The organism is Solibacillus sp. GQ1, assembly GCF_059758555.1.
The window spans coordinates 354,309-378,485 of sequence record NZ_JCAXEX010000002.1 but is presented as its reverse complement, the minus strand read 5'-3'; the positions used below and the strand labels follow the sequence as shown (position 1 = coordinate 378,485).

At 38.1% G+C, this 24,177-nt stretch carries 25 protein-coding genes and 1 pseudogene; 5 read left to right on the top strand and 21 right to left on the bottom strand.

What is annotated here, in order from left to right:
- Positions 1 to 75: 75 nt before the first annotated feature.
- The 4 genes from AC6CH1_RS14180 to AC6CH1_RS14165 form a co-directional block, all read right to left on the bottom strand.
- Positions 76 to 1,287, bottom strand: a complete 1,212-nt coding sequence (locus AC6CH1_RS14180; protein WP_498318102.1) for an NAD(P)/FAD-dependent oxidoreductase — start codon at positions 1,285 to 1,287, stop codon at positions 76 to 78.
- A gap of 148 nt (positions 1,288 to 1,435) precedes the next feature.
- Positions 1,436 to 2,647 (bottom strand): EAL domain-containing protein, encoded by a 1,212-nt coding sequence (locus tag AC6CH1_RS14175; RefSeq protein ID WP_251690072.1) that lies wholly within the window; start codon positions 2,645 to 2,647, stop codon positions 1,436 to 1,438.
- A 238-nt stretch (positions 2,648 to 2,885) separates the two neighbouring features.
- Positions 2,886 to 4,640 carry a methyl-accepting chemotaxis protein gene (locus tag AC6CH1_RS14170; protein ID WP_498318100.1) on the bottom strand — a complete coding sequence of 585 codons (1,755 nt, stop codon included), beginning with the start codon at positions 4,638 to 4,640 and terminating at the stop codon, positions 2,886 to 2,888.
- Positions 4,641 to 4,952: 312 nt separating this feature from the next.
- Positions 4,953 to 5,327 (bottom strand): HesB/IscA family protein, encoded by a 375-nt coding sequence (locus tag AC6CH1_RS14165; RefSeq protein ID WP_251690074.1) that lies wholly within the window; start codon positions 5,325 to 5,327, stop codon positions 4,953 to 4,955.
- A 211-nt stretch (positions 5,328 to 5,538) separates the two neighbouring features.
- Between AC6CH1_RS14165 and AC6CH1_RS14160 the strand changes: the two genes are divergently transcribed.
- Positions 5,539 to 6,231, top strand: a complete 693-nt coding sequence (locus AC6CH1_RS14160; RefSeq protein ID WP_498318098.1) for a DUF2225 domain-containing protein — start codon at positions 5,539 to 5,541, stop codon at positions 6,229 to 6,231.
- Between the two features lie 53 nt (positions 6,232 to 6,284).
- On the opposite strand, the pseudogene AC6CH1_RS14155 reads toward AC6CH1_RS14160, so the two are convergent.
- Positions 6,285 to 6,652 (bottom strand): annotated as a pseudogene (locus AC6CH1_RS14155) (NifU family protein).
- On the opposite strand from AC6CH1_RS14155, the gene AC6CH1_RS14150 reads away from it, so the two are divergent.
- The gene (locus tag AC6CH1_RS14150; RefSeq protein ID WP_008409039.1) at positions 6,606 to 6,938 is read left to right on the top strand and encodes a YuzD family protein; all 333 of its coding nucleotides are present in this window, start codon (positions 6,606 to 6,608) and stop codon (positions 6,936 to 6,938) included. The pseudogene AC6CH1_RS14155 and the gene AC6CH1_RS14150 overlap by 47 nt on opposite strands.
- Before the next feature lie 95 nt (positions 6,939 to 7,033).
- Here the strand turns inward: AC6CH1_RS14150 and AC6CH1_RS14145 are convergent, their stop codons facing one another.
- The gene (locus AC6CH1_RS14145; protein WP_251690076.1) at positions 7,034 to 8,101 is read right to left on the bottom strand and encodes an NAD(P)/FAD-dependent oxidoreductase; all 1,068 of its coding nucleotides are present in this window, start codon (positions 8,099 to 8,101) and stop codon (positions 7,034 to 7,036) included.
- Positions 8,102 to 8,378: 277 nt separating this feature from the next.
- Here AC6CH1_RS14145 and AC6CH1_RS14140 point away from each other — a divergent pair, with 277 nt between their 5' ends.
- The gene (locus tag AC6CH1_RS14140; protein WP_079524177.1) at positions 8,379 to 8,618 is read left to right on the top strand and encodes a YuzB family protein; all 240 of its coding nucleotides are present in this window, start codon (positions 8,379 to 8,381) and stop codon (positions 8,616 to 8,618) included.
- A 23-nt stretch (positions 8,619 to 8,641) separates the two neighbouring features.
- On the opposite strand, the gene AC6CH1_RS14135 is transcribed toward AC6CH1_RS14140, so the two are convergent.
- A complete protein-coding gene (locus AC6CH1_RS14135) occupies positions 8,642 to 9,406 on the bottom strand; it encodes a TIGR01457 family HAD-type hydrolase (protein WP_498318096.1) in 765 nt (254 codons plus the stop codon).
- Complete coding sequence (locus AC6CH1_RS14130) at positions 9,406 to 9,858, bottom strand: DUF86 domain-containing protein (RefSeq protein WP_498318094.1); 453 nt, start codon at positions 9,856 to 9,858, stop codon at positions 9,406 to 9,408. The genes AC6CH1_RS14135 and AC6CH1_RS14130 overlap by 1 nt, the downstream gene beginning before the upstream one ends.
- Before the next feature lie 91 nt (positions 9,859 to 9,949).
- Between AC6CH1_RS14130 and AC6CH1_RS14125 the strand changes: the two genes are divergently transcribed.
- Positions 9,950 to 10,216, top strand: a complete 267-nt coding sequence (locus AC6CH1_RS14125) for a DUF3055 domain-containing protein (RefSeq protein ID WP_008408657.1) — start codon at positions 9,950 to 9,952, stop codon at positions 10,214 to 10,216.
- A 39-nt stretch (positions 10,217 to 10,255) separates the two neighbouring features.
- Here AC6CH1_RS14125 and AC6CH1_RS14120 read toward each other — a convergent pair whose 3' ends face one another.
- The 6 genes from AC6CH1_RS14120 to AC6CH1_RS14095 all read right to left on the bottom strand — a co-directional run bounded on the left by AC6CH1_RS14120 (position 10,256) and on the right by AC6CH1_RS14095 (position 16,006).
- Entirely contained in the window at positions 10,256 to 10,603 is a 348-nt protein-coding gene (locus AC6CH1_RS14120) for a YutD family protein (protein WP_340732945.1), read from the bottom strand.
- 155 nt (positions 10,604 to 10,758) lie between these two features.
- Positions 10,759 to 11,670 (bottom strand): lipoyl synthase, encoded by a 912-nt coding sequence (gene lipA, locus AC6CH1_RS14115; RefSeq protein ID WP_008408659.1) that lies wholly within the window; start codon positions 11,668 to 11,670, stop codon positions 10,759 to 10,761.
- Between the two features lie 112 nt (positions 11,671 to 11,782).
- Positions 11,783 to 12,553, bottom strand: coding sequence for a sporulation protein YunB (yunB, locus tag AC6CH1_RS14110; protein WP_251690080.1), 771 nt, complete (start codon positions 12,551 to 12,553; stop codon positions 11,783 to 11,785).
- 42 nt (positions 12,554 to 12,595) lie between these two features.
- Positions 12,596 to 13,699: an HD-GYP domain-containing protein gene (locus AC6CH1_RS14105; RefSeq protein WP_498318092.1), complete on the bottom strand. Its 1,104-nt coding sequence runs from the start codon at positions 13,697 to 13,699 to the stop codon at positions 12,596 to 12,598.
- Positions 13,700 to 13,764: 65 nt separating this feature from the next.
- On the bottom strand, positions 13,765 to 15,129 hold the full coding sequence (locus tag AC6CH1_RS14100; protein ID WP_498318090.1) for a bifunctional metallophosphatase/5'-nucleotidase: 1,365 nt from the start codon (positions 15,127 to 15,129) through the stop codon (positions 13,765 to 13,767).
- A gap of 25 nt (positions 15,130 to 15,154) precedes the next feature.
- Positions 15,155 to 16,006, bottom strand: a complete 852-nt coding sequence (locus AC6CH1_RS14095; protein ID WP_498318089.1) for a DUF72 domain-containing protein — start codon at positions 16,004 to 16,006, stop codon at positions 15,155 to 15,157.
- Positions 16,007 to 16,075: 69 nt separating this feature from the next.
- Between AC6CH1_RS14095 and AC6CH1_RS14090 the strand changes: the two genes are divergently transcribed.
- A complete protein-coding gene (locus AC6CH1_RS14090) occupies positions 16,076 to 16,429 on the top strand; it encodes a thioredoxin family protein (RefSeq protein ID WP_413078752.1) in 354 nt (117 codons plus the stop codon).
- Between the two features lie 46 nt (positions 16,430 to 16,475).
- Here AC6CH1_RS14090 and AC6CH1_RS14085 read toward each other — a convergent pair whose 3' ends face one another.
- From AC6CH1_RS14085 to gltD, 7 genes are all read right to left on the bottom strand, one after another.
- Positions 16,476 to 16,619, bottom strand: a complete 144-nt coding sequence (locus tag AC6CH1_RS14085) for a hypothetical protein (RefSeq protein ID WP_251690084.1) — start codon at positions 16,617 to 16,619, stop codon at positions 16,476 to 16,478.
- Between the two features lie 366 nt (positions 16,620 to 16,985).
- A complete protein-coding gene (sufB, locus tag AC6CH1_RS14080) occupies positions 16,986 to 18,383 on the bottom strand; it encodes a Fe-S cluster assembly protein SufB (RefSeq protein WP_498318087.1) in 1,398 nt (465 codons plus the stop codon).
- A 69-nt stretch (positions 18,384 to 18,452) separates the two neighbouring features.
- Positions 18,453 to 18,893, bottom strand: coding sequence for a Fe-S cluster assembly sulfur transfer protein SufU (sufU, locus tag AC6CH1_RS14075; protein ID WP_251690086.1), 441 nt, complete (start codon positions 18,891 to 18,893; stop codon positions 18,453 to 18,455).
- Positions 18,883 to 20,112, bottom strand: coding sequence for a cysteine desulfurase (locus AC6CH1_RS14070; RefSeq protein WP_251690087.1), 1,230 nt, complete (start codon positions 20,110 to 20,112; stop codon positions 18,883 to 18,885). Before AC6CH1_RS14070 ends, sufU begins: the two co-directional genes overlap by 11 nt.
- Complete coding sequence (sufD, locus tag AC6CH1_RS14065; protein ID WP_498318086.1) at positions 20,112 to 21,419, bottom strand: Fe-S cluster assembly protein SufD; 1,308 nt, start codon at positions 21,417 to 21,419, stop codon at positions 20,112 to 20,114. The genes AC6CH1_RS14070 and sufD overlap by 1 nt, the downstream gene beginning before the upstream one ends.
- Positions 21,420 to 21,437: 18 nt before the next feature.
- Positions 21,438 to 22,217 carry a Fe-S cluster assembly ATPase SufC gene (gene sufC, locus AC6CH1_RS14060; RefSeq protein WP_251690089.1) on the bottom strand — a complete coding sequence of 260 codons (780 nt, stop codon included), beginning with the start codon at positions 22,215 to 22,217 and terminating at the stop codon, positions 21,438 to 21,440.
- A gap of 471 nt (positions 22,218 to 22,688) precedes the next feature.
- On the bottom strand, positions 22,689 to 24,170 hold the full coding sequence (gene gltD, locus AC6CH1_RS14055) for a glutamate synthase small subunit (protein WP_498318085.1): 1,482 nt from the start codon (positions 24,168 to 24,170) through the stop codon (positions 22,689 to 22,691).
- Positions 24,171 to 24,177 lie beyond the last annotated feature (7 nt).

Below are 24,177 nucleotides of genomic sequence, written 5' to 3'. Positions count from 1 at the left end.
TAAAGTAAAACTTCATGAGAGTTAAAAAACTTGCAAAGGAAGCGTTACACACTCGTTTGCAAGTTTGAAGTTCGTTTATATAAATTTGAATTTCCCTTTTTCCAACGTTAAGCCGACACCGCCGACTATATATAATGCACGGTCATCTACGACTTTCTTTAATGCTGATGCTGGCTTCCCTGTAAATTTACGACCAAATGCTGTTCCAATGGCATCTTCTTGACCTAATGAACAAACAGCTCCTTTATCATCGTAAGCAAATACTTCTGTCGGCTCATCATTCATTAAATGCTTTATATTTTTAGCAATGATCTCACCTTGCTGCATCGCAATTTGAGCTGTTGGCGGGTAAGGTCTGCCTGCTTCTTCATTCAATAAAAATGCACAGTCTCCCACTACAAAGACATCATCAAAACCTGGTGCGCGCATATCTTCCCGAACTGCAATACGTGCACGGTTCGATTCAATACCGGAAGTCTCGATTAGAGCATTTCCACGTACCCCTGCAGCCCATACAACTGTACCGGCTTTAATGAATTCCGTATTTTCTTCATCTTTTTTAATTTTCACGCCTTCTGCTGTTGCTTCCACAATCGGTGTGCCGATAGAAAATTCCACACCTTTTTTACGCAGCTGATCCTGCGCATAATCGACTAATTCCGGATCAAATCCAGGTAATACGGTCGGTGCTGCTTCTACACAAAGAAGACGTACTTTTTCCTGAGGAATATCAAATTCTCTGCAAAGCTCAGGAATCCGGTTGCCGAGCTCCCCTAAAAATTCTATGCCTGTAAAGCCGGCACCACCTACGACAATCGTAAGTTTACTGTCGTCTTTCACTTCATCCAATGTCCAAGAAGCAAACTGATACTCGATATGCTCACGGACTTGGCGTGCGGTATTAATATTCGTCAATGATAATGCATGTTCCTTCAGACCGGGAATACCGAATGTTTCCCCTTCGAAGCCTAAGCCGATCACTAAATAATCATATGAAAACTCACCAGCTGATGTTTCTACTTTCTTTGTATTGACATCAATATTTTCTACATTGGCAATGACGAACGTTACATTGTGATTAATAACTTTTGAAATCGGATAACGTGCTTTATCTGGAGAAATCGTTCCTGCCCCTACTTCATGCAGCCATGTTGTTTCATAATGATAGTCGTTTTTGTTCACTAAAATAATTTCTGCTTCATTTGTATTGATTAATTTTTGAAGATTTACAATCGTTGTTAATCCTCCGTACCCTGCGCCTAATACTAAAATTGTCGGTCTCTTCATTCAATCAAACCCCTTCATTTTAATGAACCGGCGCTATAAATCTATTTGCCATTTTTATAGAACGCCAGTAAACGGTTTTTTACTGAAATACTAACATAATAGTAGCGTTTTTCCTGTGTGATTTCAAACATATGGATATTATTCATTGTCAATTTACAATATTATGTTCATATAAGTAATCGTATTTAATATCAATAAACAAAAACTCTTCGTTTGAAATAGCCATTGAATACGTGCGTGTTAACTCGCCTGTTTCAATATCACTGTAGACGGAGGAAAACTCGCCTTTATTGTCTTTTGTCATTTTAATAATGTTCAACAGAAAGTACGGTCGCCAGCTCCAGTTTTTACCGATGATTTCTTCTTGCTTTTCCCATTTTTCATCGTTCCAGCGGATATTCGGGGATGTTTGGAAACCATTGCTGTCACAAATATAAATACGAAATGCACATTTTTCCAATGCGTTTGCCAGCTGCATCAGTTTATCAATTTGTGATGTAGATGGATTGATTTGATCGACTGTTGAACAAATCATCCGTTCAAGACGTTTCATTTCCTCATACTTTTGCAGAAGCAATTTCTTCTCCGTAGCAATAAACTGCTCACAATCTTTACGGAAACGTTCTTTTAAAGAATCGCGTACTTGCAGCTCTTTATGCGGCAGTTGCAAATAAGGCCCTTTGAAATAACGGGTACCGTTTTTCCAGCCGTGCTGTAATTGATAGACCGTTTCAATATTTTCGATTAATAATTGCGTTCCCATCTTCACAGCGAGTGTACGAATAGTTGAAAACGCATGGTTTTGCGCACCCCATAAATTATAGTTCAACTGGCCGACATTAATTTTAAGAATAGCCGGTTCAAGTAGTAAAATATTTTCAAGCTGTGTTTGTGAGCCAACATCTGCCAATGCAATTTTAATGCCATATGTTTTAATATAGCGAATTAAATGCTGCAGCTGATTCATCTCTCCTTCGTAAAGATGTTCCGTCATGACAAGGGTAATATTTCGGAGGTTCGATTCAGCGACTGTTTCTTTCAGCATTGAAAAATAGCTTTCTCCAAAATCAAGCAAAAGCAGTTCAGGGTTGCACGGAATATACAAACCAACATCATCAATTAAATGGGCAACATTTTGCAACGATCTGCGAACAAAGATTTGCTCAATTTCTGCTCTAATATCTGCTGGTACGTCTTTTTCATATGTAAATTGCTCAATATTAATCGGCTCTTTTTCATTTTCACTTTCCACTTGGCCTATCGCTTCATAAGCCACAATGCGATGCCCATCTGCACTATAGATTGGCTCATATAAAATTTCGATTTGATCTAACTTATCCAGTAATTCTAAAACACTCATTTAGAAAAGCCCCCTAGCAGTATGGTGATAAATCTATAATAATTCAAACCTTATAATAATACAAAACGATACAATAAAACATAGTTATTTTATAGGAAATATAAGTTTTAAGATTTTGACAAATTATTCTGCATAGTGAAAAGGTGGATTTTTTTAAAAAAACCTTTAACGAAAGTTAATCGCTAAAGGTTTTAAGATTGGTTACATTTTATTCACAGGGCGTGCTGCCAAAAATTAATTAAAGTTTAAACTTTCTCACTAATGTATTGAGTTCTTCTGCTAAATTGGCAAGTTGTTTCGAACTTCCGGCTACTTCCTCCATTATACTGCTTGTTTGTTGAACAGATGCTGCTGTTTGTTCAATGCCAGCAGCGGATTCTTCAGATACCGATGCAACTTCTTCAACAGAACCGTTCATCACTTGTGTACTAGCTGAAATCTCTGATAAGTTTTTGCCGATCGTTGTAATACTATTTACCATTTCTTTTACAGCATTGCTGATCCCTTCAAAAGTTTCACCTGTTGATTCAATTTGTGTTTTGCCTTGTTCTACTTCTTTATAACCTAATTTTAATGAGTCGGACACGAAAGAAGTTTCCTTTTGAATATTGTCTACAATACCCGTAATATCTGTTACAGAGTTTGATACTTGCTCAGCCAGTTTTCTTACCTCATCAGCAACTACAGCAAATCCTTTTCCATGCTCTCCAGCCCTTGCAGCTTCAATTGCAGCATTTAAAGCAAGAAGATTTGTCTGATCGGCTACATCCTTAATGACGGTAACTAGGTTTGATATTTCCTGTGATTGCTTGTCTAGCCCTGCAACCTTTTTAACGGATTCATTTACAATGGAATGGATTTTTTCCATCTGTTGAATTGACTTTTTCATTAATTCCGATCCGTCATTGGTCATATTTAATACATCTTTTGAATTCTCCTCTATCCGTAACCCATTCTCATTTGCATCATGGACTCTTTCGACAAAAGTATTCATTACAGAAGCTAATTCACTTGCATGATTAGCTTGTGTTTCTGAACCAGCAGCCAATTCTTGCATAGTAGATGCCACTTGTTCTGATCCCATTCTCACTTCATCGGCAGATTGTGATAGTTCTTCACTTTGACTAGTTAATGACTCTGAAGTTTCGGAAACCTTTTTCATCGAATTTTTAAGATTTTTATGTAATAAATTGATGGTATCAGCCAATCTGCTTATTTCATCTTTTGATTTGACTAGCAGCAGTTCTTTCGTTAAATCACCATTTGCTAGATGTCCCATCTGTTCCGTTACTTTAATGATTGGTTTTGTAATTAAATTTGCATAGAACCATATGATGATTACCCCTAAAATAATTGAAATACCCATAACAATAAGAATAATAGTCAACAGCTCTGTAGCAGGTTGATTAAAATCCATCATATAGGTACTGGCAGTCACTACCCAATCCCAGTTTGGGTCTATTTTTGAATAGGAAACCTTCTCTTCAATTTGCTCTTTATTATTTGGTAATGCTGAATTATAAAAAGTAAAGCCACCACCGGCATTCGCTAATTTAATCATTTCTTGAGCGAATTTTACACCGTTTTCATCCTCATCATCCCATGCACTAGCACCCTCTTTAGATGGGTGCGCAATACGAGTTCCATCTTGACTATATACAATCATATAGCCGTTTTTACCAAGATCAATTGAAGAGTTTATAGGTCGAATCCCATCCCCATTCTTTTCGCCTAAAATAATCTCCTTTACTTTCTCTTGAGCACTTTCAAGTGAAATATTTCCTTTTTCAACTTCCGAATTATAAGCATCAATTGTAGCAAGTGTAAATTCAACACTGTTTTGCAAGTTTGTTTTACCTATTTGCTCTAAGCTAGTAGAGCTTTTCTGGTAACTTGTCACTCCAATTACAATCATCGGAACAATCAATAGTAAAATAGAGATTCCAATTAGCTTGGATTTAATAGAAGAGCTAGATTTAAACTGCTTTTTCAATTATGTACACCCCTTATATTTAATTTTTTATTGGTTACTGCAACTAATTAACCTCCCTATTTATAGAATTAATTAACTATTACCCCTCTAAAAAAGAGTACAAATTACTCCTACACAACTTTAAATTATAGATAAAAGTACTAGTTTTAATTCTCGAATGTTATTTTAACCTAATTTTTTACTTATTCCAACATATTTTTACATAATATCCTCTTTCAGTTGTTTATTTTCTGTTTTAAGCATAAAAAAAGCCTCCATGATTTGTATGTTTAATAACATCACAAATCAAAGAGACTCGTTATTCACAATCCATTATTCACATGGTTGTTCTACTGCTGGGCGTGCCGCCGCTTTAAAGCTTGTGCCGCATCCGCATGAAGCAAGTGCGTTCGGATTGTCGATTGTGAAACCGCCACCCATTAATGATTGTTTAAAATCAATTTTCGTGTCTTGTAAAATGCCCGCATCTTCTTGGGATACGATAATTTGAATGCCGTGTTGGTTGTCAACGAAGTCATCGTCATTTATTGTTTGCTCAAATGCCATACCGTATGATAGACCACTGCAGCCTCCGCCTTTTACGGCAACACGCAGGCTCGCATTTTCTTCTCCGTTATGAACCATCATTTCTTTGACTTGAAATGAGGCCGCTTCTGTTAAAATGATTACTTGTTTTTCACTTGCCATTCCAGTCACCTACTTTCTTTTATTTATCATAACAATTGTAAAAGCTATCTGACAACAAAACTGCTCTACCTGATTATATTCCTGCATTGTGTAAAAGGGGATAAGGATAAAATACCTAAAAAATTCACATAAATTCAGTAGATTACTCACACTTTTTTAAATTTCCTTGCTATAATAAGGAATCATAATTAAACGAAAGGTATGAACCTTTATGGAAATTTCCCCATTTTACGAAAAGACAGTGAACTGTATTCATTGCAAGAAAAATTTTTCAACACTTAAAGTTCGTACCAAGTCCATAAAAATTGAACATACAACATCCGACTTTCAACCAGTCTATACAGACAATAACGTGAATGCATTATATTATAATGTTTTTGTCTGTCAGCATTGCGGGTTTTCGTTTACCGAAGACTTCAGTAAATATTTTGCTCCAGGTGTAAAAGAACAAATCAATGAAAAAATTTGCAGTCATTGGATACCGCACAGTTTCAGTAAAGAACGTTCTGTTTTCGAAACAATTCAAACATATAAACTTGCGTTGTTTTGTGCAACGATTAAAAAAGAAAAATTCGTCATTACTTCTGGCTTGGCATTACGCTTGGCTTGGTTATATCGATCATTAAAAAATAACGTTCAGGAACTGCGCTTTTTAAAATTGGCCCGCGATCATTATATGGAAAGCTATTCAACGGAAGATTATGCAGGTACAACAATGTCCAGTGTACGAATTATATATATGGTTGCTGAGCTGTCCCGTCGCCTTGGGGATTATGAAAATGCAACACGCTTCTTTTCACGTGTAATTGAAAGTCAACGTGTAGGCGGTGAAGCCAAACTCGTCAATATGGCTAAAGAGCAATGGGAATTAGTTCGAGAAGAGCGAGGTAAAATCGTCCAATAAAAGAGAGCTGCCAAGTAAGTAATAACTTTCTTGGCAGCTCTTTCAAATTTGAATTAGAAAACTTGTTCTACTTCGACGATACCCGGCACTTCTTCTAGTAGTGCACGTTCGATACCTGCTTTTAATGTGATTGTAGAACTTGGGCAGCTACCGCATGCGCCTAATAAACGCAATTTAACGATACCTTCTTCAATATCTACCAATTCACAGTCTCCGCCGTCACGTAATAAAAACGGACGTAATTTATCTAAAACTTCTTGTACTTGTGCATATTGTTCTGTTTCTGTCATTTTGCTCGACTCCCTTCATTAAAATCATTATAATGTGAAGGAGCAAAAAAATCCATTATTGAATAACGAAAGGTTGGAATTCCTATGTCACAATCACATCCAGTTATAGAAGTTTTCGGCGCTGATATCATCTGTGCCAGCTGTGTAAATGCACCATCTTCCAAAGATACATATGAATGGCTTCAAGCGGCAATTTCACGAAAATATCCGGAACAGCCGTTTACTATCCGCTATATCGATATTGAAGGTGTAATTGATAATGAACGTGATCAAGATTACGCAAATCGTATTCAAGAAGATGAATTTTTCTACCCTTTAGTTCTAGTCAATGATGAAGTAGTTGGTGAAGGCTATGTGCAGATTAAGCCTGTATTTACAGCGCTCGAATCAGCGGGCTTTGTACCAACAGAAGAGTAAATTATAACATAAACAAAAAATTCAATTTTCTCCTTGAGGAAATTGAATTTTTTTGTTTACAGTCAAATTGATTTCCTTTGCAGGGATGTTCAATTTTAATTTTCGTTTTGCTTTTTATAGTACCAAAGCAGACCCGACTTCATAAGGCGTGCAATGCGTCCTGTTACCGTTGTATCAGCTAGATGAACGAAGCCTTGTTTTTTACCAAGGGAGCCCATAAAGCCTTTCATTTTGATCTCTGAAAGCTTTTCTGGAAGTGGCTCGCCTTTCCAGCGCATTTTTAGAACTTTAACGATTCGTTCGCCTTGTTCTTCTGCCAATTGCGCTGTTGGAGGTAAATGAGAAGAAGCACAGTCTCCTACTACAAATACATTTTCATCCCCAACTACATGATAATGATCTGTAATGATCGGGCGATTGAATTTATCCTTTTCAACATCCAGTTCACGAACGATTTTCACAGGCTGTACACCAGCTGTCCATACGATTACGTCAGCTTCAATTACTTCATCATGGTTGTATAAACGGCCTTCTTCAACGCGAGTGATATTTGATTCTGCAATTACATCTACGTTGTGTTTAATAAACCAAGACTTAATATACTCACTTAGCTTTTCCGGGAAATCGCGTAAAATACGGTGTGAGCGGTCAAATAATTTAATTTTTAAATCTGAACGGCTTTCACGTAGTTCACTTGCAAGCTCGATTCCTGAAAGACCTGCACCAATAATGGCAACTGTCGAACCTGGAGCTAATCCGCATACTTTTTCGAATGTTTTACGTGATTTGGCGATTGTTTGAATACTGTATGTGAATTCATCGGCACCCGGCACTCCATGATATTTATCGATACAGCCTAAACCAATAACAAGCTGATCATAAGCAAGCTCTCCGCCGTCACCCAAGTAAATTTTTTTATCTTCACGGTCGATGCGTACTACTTCTCCGTATACGCATTTTAAGCGCTCATGTTCCGGAAATGCAACACGGACTTCCTTATCTGTTGATGTACCTGCAGCAAGTGCATAAAATTCTGTTTTCAAACTATGGAATGGTGTACGGTCTACCAATGTAATTTCTACATCTGCTGGTAAACTTGGTAATAGACGAAGTAAAATTCGCATATTTCCGTATCCGCCACCTAATAATACTAACTTTTGCATAGCATATTCCCTCATATCTGTAAGTAATCAATTATAAAGCTTTTAGGCATCATAATTGTGTTCACAAAGTTTCCATAAGTATTATAACTGTTTGTGATAAGTTTCACAATATGTTAAATGATATTTTGTGAATTTATTCACATAAGTTTTTTATTATTCTATTTTATTTATTTTGTTGCAATTGAAGCATATTCAAACATATGTTGAAAGATATTAAATCGGAGAAATTGACGTTCGCAGCAAAAAAAAGTAGGATTGCTAATAGTGAGGTGACAACATGTTAAATCCATTAGTCGAATTTTGCATCAGCAATTTAGCAAATGGTGCGCAACAAACATATGAACAACTGGAGCAAGATCCTGATATTGATGTATTGGAATATGGCTGCTTAAGCTACTGTACGAAATGTGCCGAAAACTTTTATGCTGTTGTTAACGGGGATATAGTTGAGGCGGACACTCCAGAAGAGCTGACGAAGCGCATTTATAAATATATAGAAGAAAATCCGATGTGGTAAACGTCCCACATCGGATTTTTTCTTTATTTAATAAGTTCCATTAAATTTTCTACACAATACGTAGACAGCTTGGCTTGCTGTTTTACAATTTCAGTAGGAGTAACTCCCGTATTGACATGAATGGTATCACAGCCAAAGTTTATACCACATAAAATATCGGTATCATAGTTGTCCCCGACCATAACCATTTCATTCTTTTCAAAGTGATGCTCTTCAGCAATGATCTGCAGCATAACCGGTGATGGTTTCCCTACGAACGTCGGTGTAACCCCGCAAACATTTGCTACTAATTGAACAAATGACCCATTCCCCGGAGTAAAACCCGTTTCATTCGGAAATTTAATATCACCATTTGTTCCAATTAGCTTCGCGCCATTCTGGACATAGCCACATGCTTTTACAAGTTTCTCATATGAGATTTGACGGTCTATCCCCATTACAAGAACATCGCTCTGTTCATCGGTAATCTCTAATCCTTGCTCGATTAAAGCTGTGCGAATGCCAAGTTCACCGACAACATTCACTTTATTATTTGCACTCATTTTTGCTACATAGGCTGCCGTTGCAAGTGAGCTTGAATAAATATGATCAAGCGGTGCCTCTACGCCAATATCTTGTAAAATTTGCTGAAGTCGTTCACGGGTTTTCGATGAATTGTTCGTTAAATAATACGGTTCAATTCCTTCATCCTGCAGTAGGTGGACAAATTTCACGGCAGAATCGATCGCTTCACTCCCCCGATAGATTGTCCCATCCAAATCAAAGCAATACGCTTTATACGGAAACATTATGCCTCATCCTCTGGTAAAAAGGCTGAAACTGGTCCTAATTCATTTGTTAAATAATCGTGAACTTTTGGAGAGAATTGCTTGAGTATATTTAAGTTTGCTGTTAATACATTTAAAATTTCTTCACTATCTACAGCGATAAATTCACGAACGATCATTTTGCGTAAGCCGACAACCGCTTTTAAGGGTGCATCCATCTCTTCTGTAATCACTTTTTCATCAACGAAAATATCGATAATGTCTTCGTAGCTTCCAGGATCACGCATAATAAAGCCGTCAATCACCAAGTTTCCTACATCCATCATCGCTTCCATTACATTATGGCCGATTCGTTGTAATGCCAGCTTATGAATATCATCTGCCAACCAGTTTTCAGTCGATTCAAAGATCGACAGTAACTCGTCCAAGTGTGCTAAGTTGTTTGTAATTTTATTTCTATCTACGAAGTACATAGATAAAGCCTCCATTCAATCAATAAAAGTTGATAGTGTTTTCCTTTATATAGTACCATATTCTATAGAGATGGAAGGGGTACAAAACAAAATGGAACGATTTTTCTTATATGATGATGTAGAAGATACAAAAACGCGCTTCGTCAGCTTTGCCGGAAAAACTCAGCGCTATGATTTAGCCATATTGCAAAGTAGTCGCTTTTTCGGAAAAGTGCTCGTTCTTGATATCCAGTTTGGCCGTTTTGCCATTATTGGAGCAGATGATGTGGAAGAACCTGGGTATTTAGAACATGTATACAACCGTACAGAAGAAGAAACGGAAGACTTACGTGAATATTTACGTGAACTATTAAGCTAAAAAAGAGGGGGCGCTATACGGCGCCTCCTCTTTGGTACGTTATTCAGCTGATTCAACCGGCTCTTCTGCCTCAGTTTGTTGTGCAACGATTTGTTCTTTCTTTTGTTCTTGTGCACGGCCTGTTTTTTGAAGTATAAAATAGGCGCATCCAAAATTACAATATTCGTACAAATAGTCTTGAATCGTACTAATTTTTGTATCAAACGTGGATTTTTGATTTTTATCGTCAAAAAATCCTTTTAAACGTAGCTGACCGTAACCCCAGTCCCCTACAATATAATCATATTTCGATAAAATATCTGAGTATCGTGCGATAAATGCATCTTCTTGAAAACCTTCCCGCACATTTTCGATCACTTCATAAGCATACCCATCTGCAATAATCAAACTAGACACCACCTATCTATTTCCATGTTAATGAATATTGAACCTGAAAGCAATATTCACAACAAATTTTGTAGGTAAATATGGTGAAATCAGCTATAGTCCGTCTTTCGGCGAGTATTAAAATGCCCGCATAGATAAGTTAAACGTCTATTTTTCTATAATGTAACACTTGATTGTTTTGCTGCATTCACTTGTTCATCCGCATGGTAACTACTGCGTACTAATGGACCTGCTTCACAATGGCTGAAGCCTTTTTCCATAGCGATTTTACGCAGCTTGCCAAACTCGATTGGAGAGTAATATTTTTTTACTGGCAAATGTTTTTTTGTCGGCTGTAAATATTGGCCGATTGTCATAATATCAACATTGTTTGCACGCAGGTCATCCATTACTTCATAGATTTCCTCTAACGTTTCTCCTAAACCAATCATTAAAGAAGATTTTGTCGGTATAGTTGGCTGCATTTCTTTTGCTCTGCGTAAAAACTCCAGTGAACGGTCATATGTCGCTTTTGCCCGAACACGTGGTGTCAGACTGCGTACTGTTTCAATATTATGGTTTAAAATGTCCGGCTTTGCGTCCATTAATATGCGTAAACTTTCTTCACGACCGCTTAAATCAGATGGTAGTACTTCCACAGAAGTTAACGGGCTTTTACGGCGGATTGCACGCACCGTTTCTGCCAATACTTCCGCGCCCCCGTCTTTCAGGTCATCACGCGCTACCATTGTAATAACAACATGCTTTAAATTCATTAACGCAACAGAATCTGCTACGCGCTCTGGTTCAGCCAAGTCCAATTCATTAGGCAAACCTGTTTTAACTGCACAGAAACGACATGCACGCGTACATACAGAACCTAAAATCATCATTGTTGCTGTACGACGCTCACCCCAGCATTCGTGAATATTCGGGCAGCGAGCTTCCTCACATACCGTATGCAAGTTATTGTCCCGCATTAATTTTTTTAGTGCTTTGTATTCGTCATTGGTATTTAGCTTAATTTTTAGCCACTCCGGTTTGCGCAAGTGTTCTTCTCTAGGATTAGTTGGTTTACAAGATGTCATATCATTTACTCCCCTCACTCAAATGCTACGATGTTCTGATGTCAGAGTATCATATTAACAACTTTCCAACAACAGAGTATTCTCATAATTTTAATTTATCATAATTAAGTTACTATTCGTAAGGGATTGGTACTTCGATAGACGGCTGTGCCCCTTCACCTGCACTGTAAATATGCGGCACTGTTCCTCTTACTAGACCAATTGCTATCGGGATTTTCTGCTCGACCGACGCAGATTTACTGGCAAATGGCACGATAATTTGGACATTCACTCCAATGAGTAAATTTACTTCTACAATTGCATTATTTATGCCAAATTCACTTACTGTTGATTCAACATTACTGCTCACATTCCCAATAATATGAAAGCGAATCGGTATTTTCGGCCCTAAATTCCCGATAATCGGAAGGTTTAAAGCCTGCCCTAATGGTACGAAAAATACGATTCCGTCCCCGGCTTCCATTTTTCCTACGTCATATTCTACATTTTCCAAATTCGGCAAATGTGATAAATCTCCATTTTCAGCCTGTTCTAAATACTCTTTTACTAATGCTGTTGTTTCTGCCCGTACTTGGTTAATTATTTCCGTATTAAATTTTGTCGTAATCATATCATCTGATTGGGTCGGTAAATCGACGATGACATCATTTACATCAAGCACACTTGATGTTCTGGAATTAATTGCTTTACTCACAACATATGAAGCTACTTTAAATGTTTGGACTTCGGCGTACTGTAAATAGGTTGGCATTAATCTATCGTTAATAACATATATACTAAAACAAACCATACCGACAATACTGACGATAACGATTGTTACGGCATTATGCATTTTGCCTTTTTTCCTGCCATAGGAATTCCACTTTCTTTTACGAAAACGCAAAAAAAATCCTCCTTCCCATAAAATATGAGAAGGAGGATTTTTCTATTCTATATTTTCATCAAAATCTACATCAACTTTTTTAATATCGACTGTCGGGTAATCACTTAAACATATTTCATATGTAGCGTCCAACATCTGACCGTTTTCCTGGAAAATACGTATCCAAGGACGTGTCACATCGACAAGATTTTGCTTTGATACAATTCCACGTCTTCCATCGGACAACAGCACAATTGATCCATTTGCATAATGGACAACACTCCGTTTAAATGCCTGCATCACCTTTGCATCAAACTGCATTCCGTTACCGTTATCTATGATTGCAATCGCTTCTGACGGCAACATTTTCTTCCGGTATATCCGATTTGATGTTAATGCATCAAACACGTCTGCAACAGCGATAATTTTTGCAAACGGATGAATTTCATTGTTAACAAGCCCCCGTGGATAACCGCTTCCATCAATTCGTTCATGATGCTGAAACGCGCAATGTGCTACAAGCAATGACACTGAATGTAAATTGCGTAATAAGTCAAACCCGTAACGGGCATGGTTCTTCATCTCTTCGTATTCTTCATCCGTTAAGTTACTCGGCTTCAATAAAATATCAGGCGAAATAAGAAGCTTGCCCACATCATGGAAAATAGCCCCAATTCCAATTAATCGTATGTCTTCGTAAGAATAGCCCATTTCCTTAGCAATCGCGATTGAATACAATGCTACTTGGAATGAATGCTGGTAAATATATTTGTCATACAAATAAGCATCCGTCAGAACCATTAATACTTCCTCGCTATTAATAATGGCATTCATAATATCATCGACAATAAAGCCAATTACTTTGGACTGTTGATCCAGCACATAGGACGCCTGATCCCGTTTCGCTTTTTTCACATTTTCAAACGATTTAGCCATATTTTTAACGGCTTCCATTCTTTTTAACGGTGCAATCGTTTCTTCTATTTCAATACCGGCTGATAGTTTGTCATCAATGTATAAATAATGAATATTCAGCTCTCGCAGCCTTTCAATAATTCGGCTTGTTACAACGACATTTTTATGAAGCAGTGGATGACCAGCTTCATTCCAAATAGTTCTGCCGACTGCCATACCTTCTTTCAAAACATTTATCGATATTAATCGCATCTATACTAATTTCTCCATTCTACTATTACGTTCATTATATAATTGGAAAGTGGATTTTGGGAAATTTACTGAAACTTTTTCATACAATAATTTTTAAAGACATCCCGGATAAATTCCGGTAGCATATATTGCTTTTTTGCATATTTAAAGCTTGGGAAAAAATAACCGAATGTAAACAGATCCAGTGTTGCTAATCGGTAGATCCGATCCGGCTCCATGAGTTTCCCGTTAATATATAACTCACGCTGCTTCGTCATCTCAATACCATAATTCAATATTTTTCCGAAAATCACACCCCTAAAACCAAGGCCTTTTAATTCAAGACGCGGCCATTCTTCGTTTTCGGATTGAGTGAAAATTTCTTTTAATTCACTGCCGGTTATTTGCACGACACATATATTTATCGGATGGGGAAAAATTTTATGAATATCATATGTAGAAATTAGTCCTTTACGCAACGGTTCGACAAAAATTCCAGCATTGAACATAACACAATCCGCTTCTGTATAATCATACATACACTCTGCAAATAAATCCGATAATTGGGAACGGTGAAACCATTCTTTATTGTAAGGTTTCGTTAATGTGAAAATAGGCTTTTCCAAAATAGCCTTTGCTTCTTTTTGAAGATTGGACAACCACTGTTCTTCTTCTTCGACAGTTGGTAAAAGTGCGTTTTCAAATAATTGATCTGATTTTCCCACTAATTTTCTGGACTTGTGGTCAAATTCCATCGTTAACTGTCCGGTATACTGCCCAAATTTCCCCCCTCCAGTTAAAAGTACATTGTTTTCCACTTTACCTTTTTCAAACACATGATGTGTGTGCGAACCGAAAATCACATCGATAATCGGGCATTCCTGTGCCAGCAATTCATCTTCGGTAATCCCTAAATGTGATAAACAAACGATTATATCTACCTGCTCTTTTAATTCAAATGCAAGCTTCACAAGCTCTGTACGCGGGTTTGTCACGTCCCACCCAAGCTCCTTATAGAAAAGGTCGAACGGAGCAGTCGCAGCTATTACAGCGATTTTTGTGCCATACTGGGTAGTTAATATTGTGCAAGGTTTCAACCACCGGGGGTTTTCTTCTGATTGTGAATATAGATTTGCAACAACTACTTCGAACTTTGCGTCATCATATAAATGATAGAGCAAATTATAGGAGAGCGTTATGCCTTCATTGTTTCCAATTGTCACAACATCATAATCCGCATCATTTAGCATTTTGATATTACCCTTACCTAGTGTTGCCTCTGTATATAAATTGGAACGGTCCAAATGATCTCCTAAATCGATCAAGAAGCTAGTTTCACCTTTATCGGCCAGTAATTGACGTTGTATTTGAATAAACGACTGACTGCGTTTCCAGTACGTAAAATGACTATGCAAATCATTCGTATGGAATATATGAATTACTTCTCGCACTTTTGCATTGCCACCTCGCTTTACGTTATTCTTCAAAAAGACCTAATTGCTTTGGCGCTAAACCATCAAATTCAAGATCAAGAATTTGCTGCATTCGTTTTGCATTTTTTGCTGCATGCCCTCCAGAATTATTATTAAATAATACGAAGACATGTTTTGATTGGCGTGCCAAAAATTTTACTTCCTCTGCAAGTTTCTGCAGTTCCTCTTCATTATAATCATATAAAAACCGCACTTTGCGCCAGTTTTCCCCATGCCCTATATTTCGCCATCCATGAACATTGCGACCATGAATACGTACGAGCACCTTCTCACTAGTAGCAATTGGTACAAAAGGAGCGGAGCCGCTTCCTGCCTGCGGTTCATCACAAACTGTATGAATCAACTGATGGTCTTTTAAAAATTGCAGTGTCTTCTCTTTCATCTCCGCACTGTACCAAGTTTGGTTTCGAAACTCAATAGCAATAGGATACCCTTGTAATTGTTGCTTTATATAACGGATATATTGAACATTTTTCCCTTGGCAGTCAAACCAAGGAGGAAATTGAACTAGTACCATTGCAAGTTTACCGTACTTTTTAAATGTATCTGCACAATTTCGAAATGCGTTGAACATATCATTTTTCGTCTCAAATGGCAGTTCATCGCGTAAATGACCTGTCATGCCCTGATAAGCCTTCACGACAAATTGAAAGCTATCCGGTGTATCCTTGCACCATTTCTCTACATTTGCCGGTGAAGGAATCGCATAAAAGGACGTATCTAATTCTACGACAGGGAAATGCCCGCTATAATCAAATAATTTATCTTTTGCTGCAGTAACTTCACTATATACTTCCGGGTGATCTCCCCAACCAGTTAAGCCGATTGAAATCATCGTTCTTCACCTCTCTAGCATTGTATAATACCTTACCCTTTTCAATAGTCATTCATTGCAAAACACTACATTTCACATCATAATAATAGAAAAAAGGAGGACAAGTTTATGCATATTTTACAATCAACAGAGGAATTTGAGCAATTTAAAAGCAGTTCAGCCGTTATTTTCGAATTTACAGCGGATTGGTGCGGAGATTGTCGTTTCATTGATCCGTTTATGCCGGAAGTCGTTGAAAAATTTCCGGAATATAAATTCGTTAAAGTAGACCGAGATAAGTTTTTAGATCTATGTATTGATTTAGGAATTATCGGTATTCCTAGTTTTTTAGCTTATGAAAACGGCACGGAGCTTGGACGTTTCGTCAGCAAAGACCGTAAAACACAACAGGAAATCGAAAACTTCATTTCCAACTTAAAATAGAAAAAAGCTTCAAACGCTTAAGTAGTCGTTTGAAGCCATTTTAATATTATTTAATAATACCTTCATGCTCTTCATTTTTCATAATCTTACCGTTCTTCTTTTCCTTTAAAGCCCAAAAAGTGAGTGCTACTGCAACTACAACTACAGCACCAGGAACCCCTAAAGCTACTGGCCAAAATAAGTTTTCCATTTTTGTCGCTCCTTTATATACATTCTAAATCCATTATTCCATCTAATACAATTATTGTAAACGTATACTGTGCGCTTTCTGTAATCTTTCTAGTAAAGTTGTTTATTTCTTCACGAATTCACCACAATTAGAACAAAAGCGCTAAAGCGCCCGTTCAACTCCGACAGCCATTGGAGGGCCCGACGCAAAAGTAAATGCTTCACCACTTTTGCATGGAGGGACCGAAATGGCCGAGGAGTTGGCGCTTTAGCCTAGACGTAGACAGTCGTTTAGTTCAAAGTTATCCACAATGCCAAAATCTATTGTTTCCTTAACATAAAAAAGCACCTGTCTCCAATAAATTGGAGGCAAGTGCCTGGATAAAAATTATCCGATAGAACCTTCCATCTCGAACTTGATTAGACGGTTCATTTCTACTGCGTATTCCATTGGTAATTCTTTTGTGAATGGCTCGATGAAGCCCATTACGATCATTTCTGTCGCTTCTTCTTCAGAAACACCACGGCTCATTAAGTAGAACAATTGCTCTTCAGATACTTTAGAAACTTTCGCTTCGTGCTCTAAAGATACGTTATCATTTAAGATTTCGTTATATGGAATTGTATCAGAAGTAGATTCGTTATCCATGATTAATGTGTCACACTCGATGTTTGAACGTGCACCTTTAGCATTTTTACCGAATTTTACTTGACCAAGATACGTAACTTTACCACCTTGCTTAGCAATCGATTTTGAAACGATTGTTGAAGATGTGTTTGGTGCTAAGTGAATCATTTTCGCACCAGCGTGTTGGTGTTGACCTTTACCTGCAATGGCAATTGATAATGTCATACCACGTGCGCCTTCACCTTTAAGGATACAAGCAGGGTATTTCATTGTTAATTTTGAGCCGATGTTTCCGTCGATCCATTCCATTGTACCGTTTTCTTCAACAACTGTACGTTTTGTAACAAGGTTATAAACGTTGTTTGCCCAGTTTTGAATCGTTGTATAACGGCAGTAAGCGTTCTTTTTAACGATGATTTCTACTACAGCCGAGTGTAGAGAGTTTGTTGTGTAAACAGGCGCTGTACAACCTTCTACGTAGTGTACAGATGCATCTTCGTCTACGATGATTAGCGTACGTTCGAATTGACCCATGTTTTCAGAGTTAATACGGAAGTATGCTTGTAATGGTGTGTCTAATTTAACGCCTTTAGGCATATAAATAAATGAACCACCAGACCAAACTGCAGAGTTTAATGCTGCGAATTTGTTATCTGTATAAGGGATTACTGTACCCCAGTGTTTTTTGAAGATATCTTCGTTTTCTTTTAATGCTGAGTCAGTATCTTTGAAGATAATCCCTAAATCTGTAAGGTCTTGCTTCATGTTGTGGTAAACTACTTCAGATTCGTACTGAGCAGATACACCTGCAAGATATTTTTGTTCAGCTTCTGGAATACCTAATTTGTCGAATGTTGCTTTGATTTCTTCAGGTACTTCATCCCAAGAACGTTCAGTTGCTTCAGATGGTTTTACGTAATACGTAATTTCATCGAAGTTTAATGACGCTAGGTCACCGCCCCATTGAGGCATTGGCATTTCATAGAATTTTTCAAGAGCTTTTAAGCGGTAGTCAAGCATCCACTGTGGCTCTTCCTTCATACTTGAGATTTCACGAACGATATCTGCTGTAAGTCCACGTTCAGAACGGAAAATAGATACGTCCTTATCATGGAAACCATACTTGTAATCGCCGATTTCAGGCATTTTTTTAGCCATGTTGTCTCCTCCGTTCATCTATTGAGAAGTGCTAAAATGTGCATAAACACACTTTAGCCTTACTACTGTTTATTTCTTTTCGTTGTTTACGCCTTTTTCCATCGCTTTCCAAGCTAATGTAGCGCATTTTATACGTGCCGGGAATTTTGCTACACCTTGCAGTGCTTCAACATCCCCAAGGTCGTACTTTTCATCGTCAAAGTCTTCGCCCAGCATCATTTTTGAGAAAATATCAGCCAGTTCTAAAGCTTCGTCCAATTTTTTGCCTTTAACGATTTGAGTCATCATTGATGCTGAAGACATGGAGATTGAACAGCCTTCCCCATCGAACTTCGCATCTTCCACGATATCATCGTTTAGCTTCAATGTTAAATGGATACGATCACCGCAAGTAGGGTTATTCATATCGATTGTCACACTGTTTTCTTCAAGAGACCCTTTGTTACGAGGGTTTTTATAGTGATCCATTATAACGGAACGATAAAGTTGATCTAAATTATTAAAAGACATCGCCAAAATACTCCTTCGCTGAGCGCAATCCTGCAACTAAACGATCAACATCTTCTTCATCATTGTACATGTAGAAGCTTGCTCGAGCTGTTGCTGTTACTTGAAGCCATTTCATTAAAGGTTGGGCGCAATGATGTCCTGCACGGACAGCGATTCCACTCATATCCAATACTGTCGCCACATCATGTGGATGTACGTCGTCTAGATTGAATGTAACGAGTCCGCATCGTTTCATCGGGTCACGTGGTCCGAAAATCTGAAGACCATCAATTGTTTCCAATTGATCCATTGCATAACCTACCAACTTATGTTCGTGGGCTGCAATATTGTCTAAACCGATTTCCTCTAAAAAGTCGATTGCAGCACCTAAACCAATTGCACTTGCAATGATCGGTGTACCACCCTCGAATTTCCACGGTAACTCTTTCCATGTTGATTCATTTAAACCTACGAAATCAATCATTTCACCGCCAAACTCTACTGGTTCCATTTCTTCAAGAAGCGCCTTTTTACCATATAGTACCCCAATTCCAGTTGGTGCACACATTTTATGTCCTGAAAATGCTGCGAAGTCAACATCCAAATCTTGAATATCGATCTTCATATGCGGTGCTGCCTGAGCTAAATCCGCAACAACTACCGCGCCATTTTCATGGGCAATTTGTGCAACTTCTTTAATTGGATTGATTGTACCTAATACGTTGGAAACATACATCATAGAAACAATTTTCGTTTGTGGCGTAATTGTTTCACGTACTTTTTCCAATGAAATTGTACCGTCTGCTTCAAGGTCGATATATTTCAGTACCGCCCCTTTTTCTTTTGCAAGCTGTTGCCATGGAATAATGTTTGAATGGTGTTCCATGTACGTAATGACAATTTCATCACCTTCTTGTACATTTTGACGACCATAGCCTGAAGCAACTGTATTAAGTGCTGTTGTTGTACCACGAGTAAAAATTACTTCTTGTGTTGAACTAGCATTAATGAATTTACGAACTTTTTCACGCGCACCTTCATAGGAATCCGTTGCACGGTTACCAAGTGTATGAACACCTCGGTGAACGTTTGAGTTATCTAAATTATAGTAATTTGAGATTGCTTCAATAACTTGAATCGGCTTTTGAGATGTAGCCGCACTATCCAAATAAACTAAAGGATGTCCATTGACTTCCTGATTTAAAATTGGAAAATAACTTTTAATATCGTTAGGTATCATTATCGAACTTTCCTTTCGATAACCTCCGTCAGCTGCTTTTTAACGCCTTCGATTGGCAATTTAGCAACAACTGGCGCAAGGAATCCGTGAATTACAAGGCGCTCTGCTTCTGCTTTAGAAATACCACGACTCATTAAGTAGTACAGTTGAGTTGGGTCAACACGTCCAACAGATGCCGCGTGTCCTGCTGTTACATCGTCTTCATCAATTAACAGAATTGGGTTAGCGTCTCCGCGTGCACCTTCTGAAAGCATCAGTACGCGAGACTCTTGTTCTGCATTTGCTTTTGTACCACCATGCATAATATGACCGATTCCGTTAAAGATTGACTGTGAAGAATCTTTCATTACACCGTGTTTTAAAATTTGACCGTCGGAATTTTTACCCCATTGACGGATTAATGTTGTGAAGTTAAGTTTTTGATCTCCGCTACCTACAGTTACCATTTTGAAATCTGAAGTAGAGTTATCGCCAATTAAGTTTGTAGTATTTTCATAAATTGTATCTGAGTTTGTCATTAGACCTAATGCCCAGTCAATTTTTGCATCGCGCTCAGCATGTCCACGGCGGTTTACATAAGCAGTATAGCCATGTGCCAAGTTGTCTACTGCACCGAATGTTACTTGTGCATTATCTTTTGCGATTACTTCTGTTACAACGTTTACTTGACCATGTGCTTCATCAAATGTAGAAATATAAGTTTCAACATAAGTAACAGCAGAAGATTCTTCTGCTACTACTAACACGTGGTTAAATAATGAAGCTTCTGCATCGTCATTTAAAAACACAACTTGAAGAGGTGCTTCGATTACAACGTTGCGTGGCACGTATACGAAAATACCACCGTTTACTAGTGCTGCATGGTAAGCAGTTAATTTATGCTCGTCCACTTTTACAGCTGTTGTCATAAAGTATTTTTCTACTAAATCTTTATGATCGCGAACTGCTGTTTGAATATCCGTAAAAATTACACCTTTGTTTTTCAGTTCTTCTGAAACTTTAATGAACGCTGGTGTATTGTTGCGTTGGATATAAAGGTTTTCTTGTGTTTCAATATCAACTACTGATTTCACCTCTACAGGCAGCTCTTCCAATGAATTAAATGGAGTGCTTTCTACTGTATGGTTAGGGAAATCAATGAAGTTCCACTTGCTAATGTTCGTTCTGTCTGGTTTTGGTAAGTCAAGCGCAGCAGCTTTTTCCATTGCGCTCACACGGAAATCAGCAAATGTTGCTGGTTCAGCATGTTTTTGCGAGAACGAGCGTACTTCTTCTGCTGATAACGCTAATTTTGTTTCAACCGTCATCTTCGTCGTCCTCCTTAATTATGCTTCTGTTACTTCTTCAGTATCTTCAATACCTAATTCAGCTTTAATCCATTCATAACCTTCTGCTTCCAAGCGTTGTGCTAATTCAGCACCACCTGATTTTACAACTTTACCTTGCATCATTACGTGAACATGGTCAGGTGTGATGTAGTTTAATAAACGTTGGTAGTGAGTGATCATTAAGCAGCCGAAACCTTCGCCGCGCATTTCGTTAATACCTTTTGAAACTACTTTTAATGCATCGATATCTAAACCAGAGTCGATTTCATCTAAAATACCGAATGTTGGTTTGATCATCATCATTTGGAGAATTTCGTTACGTTTTTTCTCACCGCCAGAGAAACCTTCGTTTAAGTAACGTTGAGACATTTCTTCAGGCATTTCTAAGAATTCCATTGTTTTATCTAATTCACGGATGAATTTCATTAATGAGATTTCTTGTCCTTCTTCACGACGAGCGTTAATTGCTGAACGTAAGAAGTCCGCGTTTGTTACACCAGGAATTTCTGATGGGTATTGCATAGCAAGGAATAAACCTGCTTGGGCACGCTCATCAACTTCCATTTCTAATACATTTTCACCATCAAGGTAGATTTCGCCTGATGTTACTTCATATTTTGGGTGACCCATAATTGCAGAAGCTAATGTCGATTTACCAGTACCGTTAGGACCCATGATCGCATGTACTTCGTTTGTATTGATAGTTAGATTTACACCTTTTAAAATCTCTTTTCCGTCGATTGCAACGTGAAGATCTTTAATTTCTAATGTTGACATTAAATTACCTCCAAATATTCATTTGCATACTTTTTGTACGCCAAATTAAGTTCATTACCAATCTTACCCGAAATGAATGTGGGTTGCAAATAGTTTAGAATGATTTTAATTAAAAAATATCTATCATTCTTGTAAAACACTTTACTGCGGTTTATTTCTACTATTTAAACAGTAATAATTTAGCTTTTCATTTTTTCAATAGCAATCATTTAATTGAGAATCAATTTCACTTATTCAAATGATTGATTCTATATTTTCTCAAAAATATTTAAAGTTGGATTATAACTTAAAAACGCCATTTTTCTCCGGGAGAAAAATGACGTTTTTTGCTGTGAGTAAAAATTGATTTCCATTCCAAGACGCTTTCCGCGGGCACGGCCTGAGCCTGTAGTCTCAGGCATCGTGCTTTTCCCGCTGGGGTCGCCCTCCATTCCAATCAATTTTATTAAAATATCCGTTCTTACTATCCTATTAACTTTTAACTAACATTTCATTTAAATAATAATGAACACTTGCGGCAACTCCGCGTCCTTCTTTGATTGCCCATACGACAAGGCTTTGCCCTCGGCGTGCGTCACCTGCAGCAAAAACGCCCGGAATATTTGTTTCGTAGTCTTTAACCGATGCACGGATACGGTTATTCGTTAGTTCTACTCCGAAATGTTCTGGTGTTTCTTTTTCAGCACCTTCAAAGCCGATTGCAACAAATACATGCTGTGCCGGCCATACTTTCTCAGTACCATGCAACTCTTTAAAGTAGTGGAAGCCATCCTCGCCTAGAATTTTTTCCATTTGGATAGTATGAAGCGCTTTTACATTACCCTTACTATCTTTCTCTATTTTCGTAGTTTGAATACAATATTCTCGCGGATCACGACCAAATTTTGCATCAGCTTCGGCATAAGCATAATCCATTGTATAAATGTTCGGATCTTTTGGCCACATTGTTTCATCTGTACGTGTTGTGGCTTGTTGCGGATGTTTCCCAAATTGGTAGACAGATCGGCATTTTTGGCGGAGTGCTGTTGCTACACAGTCAGCACCTGTATCCCCGCCGCCAATTACGATGACATCCTTCCCTTCCACATTTAACGCCTGATTATCCGCAAAGTCTGAATCCAGCAGGCTTTTCGTAACATCCGTTAAATAGTCCATCGCTAAATGAATATTGCCTGCATCGCTTCCTTCTAAATGAAGAATTCTTTGTTTTTGTGCTCCTGTACATAAAATTACAGCATCGAAATCAGCTTGTAATTGCTCCTTCGTTATATCTTTTCCGATTTCCGTGTTTGCAACGAAATCGATTCCTTCCACTGAGAGTAAATGAATTCGACGTTCAATCACATCTTTTTCAAGCTTCATATTCGGGATTCCGTACATTAATAACCCGCCAAATCTATCGGAACGTTCGAACACCGTTACGGAATGACCTAGTTGGTTCAGTTGGTCTGCTGCCGCTAAACCTGCAGGACCCGAGCCGACAATCGCCACTTTAAAGCCCGTACGCGATGCAGGAATACGTGGTGTAATCCAGCCATTTTCAAATCCTTTATCAATAATCGTACGTTCAATCGATTTAATCGCGACAGCCGGATCCGTAATGGCAAGTGTGCACGACCCTTCACATGGAGCAGGACAGACACGGCCAGTAAATTCAGGGAAATTATTCGTCATGTGCAATCGTTCCAACGCTTCCTGCCATTTCCCTTTATATACTAAGTCATTCCATTCAGGGATGACATTTTGAATCGGACACCCTGCTGCAGTACCGCGAATTTCAATTCCCATATGGCAAAATGGCGTTCCACAATCCATACAGCGCGCACCTTGTGTCTGTAATTTTTCATCAGATAGCCTGCTTGTATATTCACCCCAATTTGAAAGACGCTCTAGTGGTCGTTGCTCCTGAACTTTCTCCCGTTTAAATTCCATAAAACCCGTTGCTTTTCCCATGCTAGAA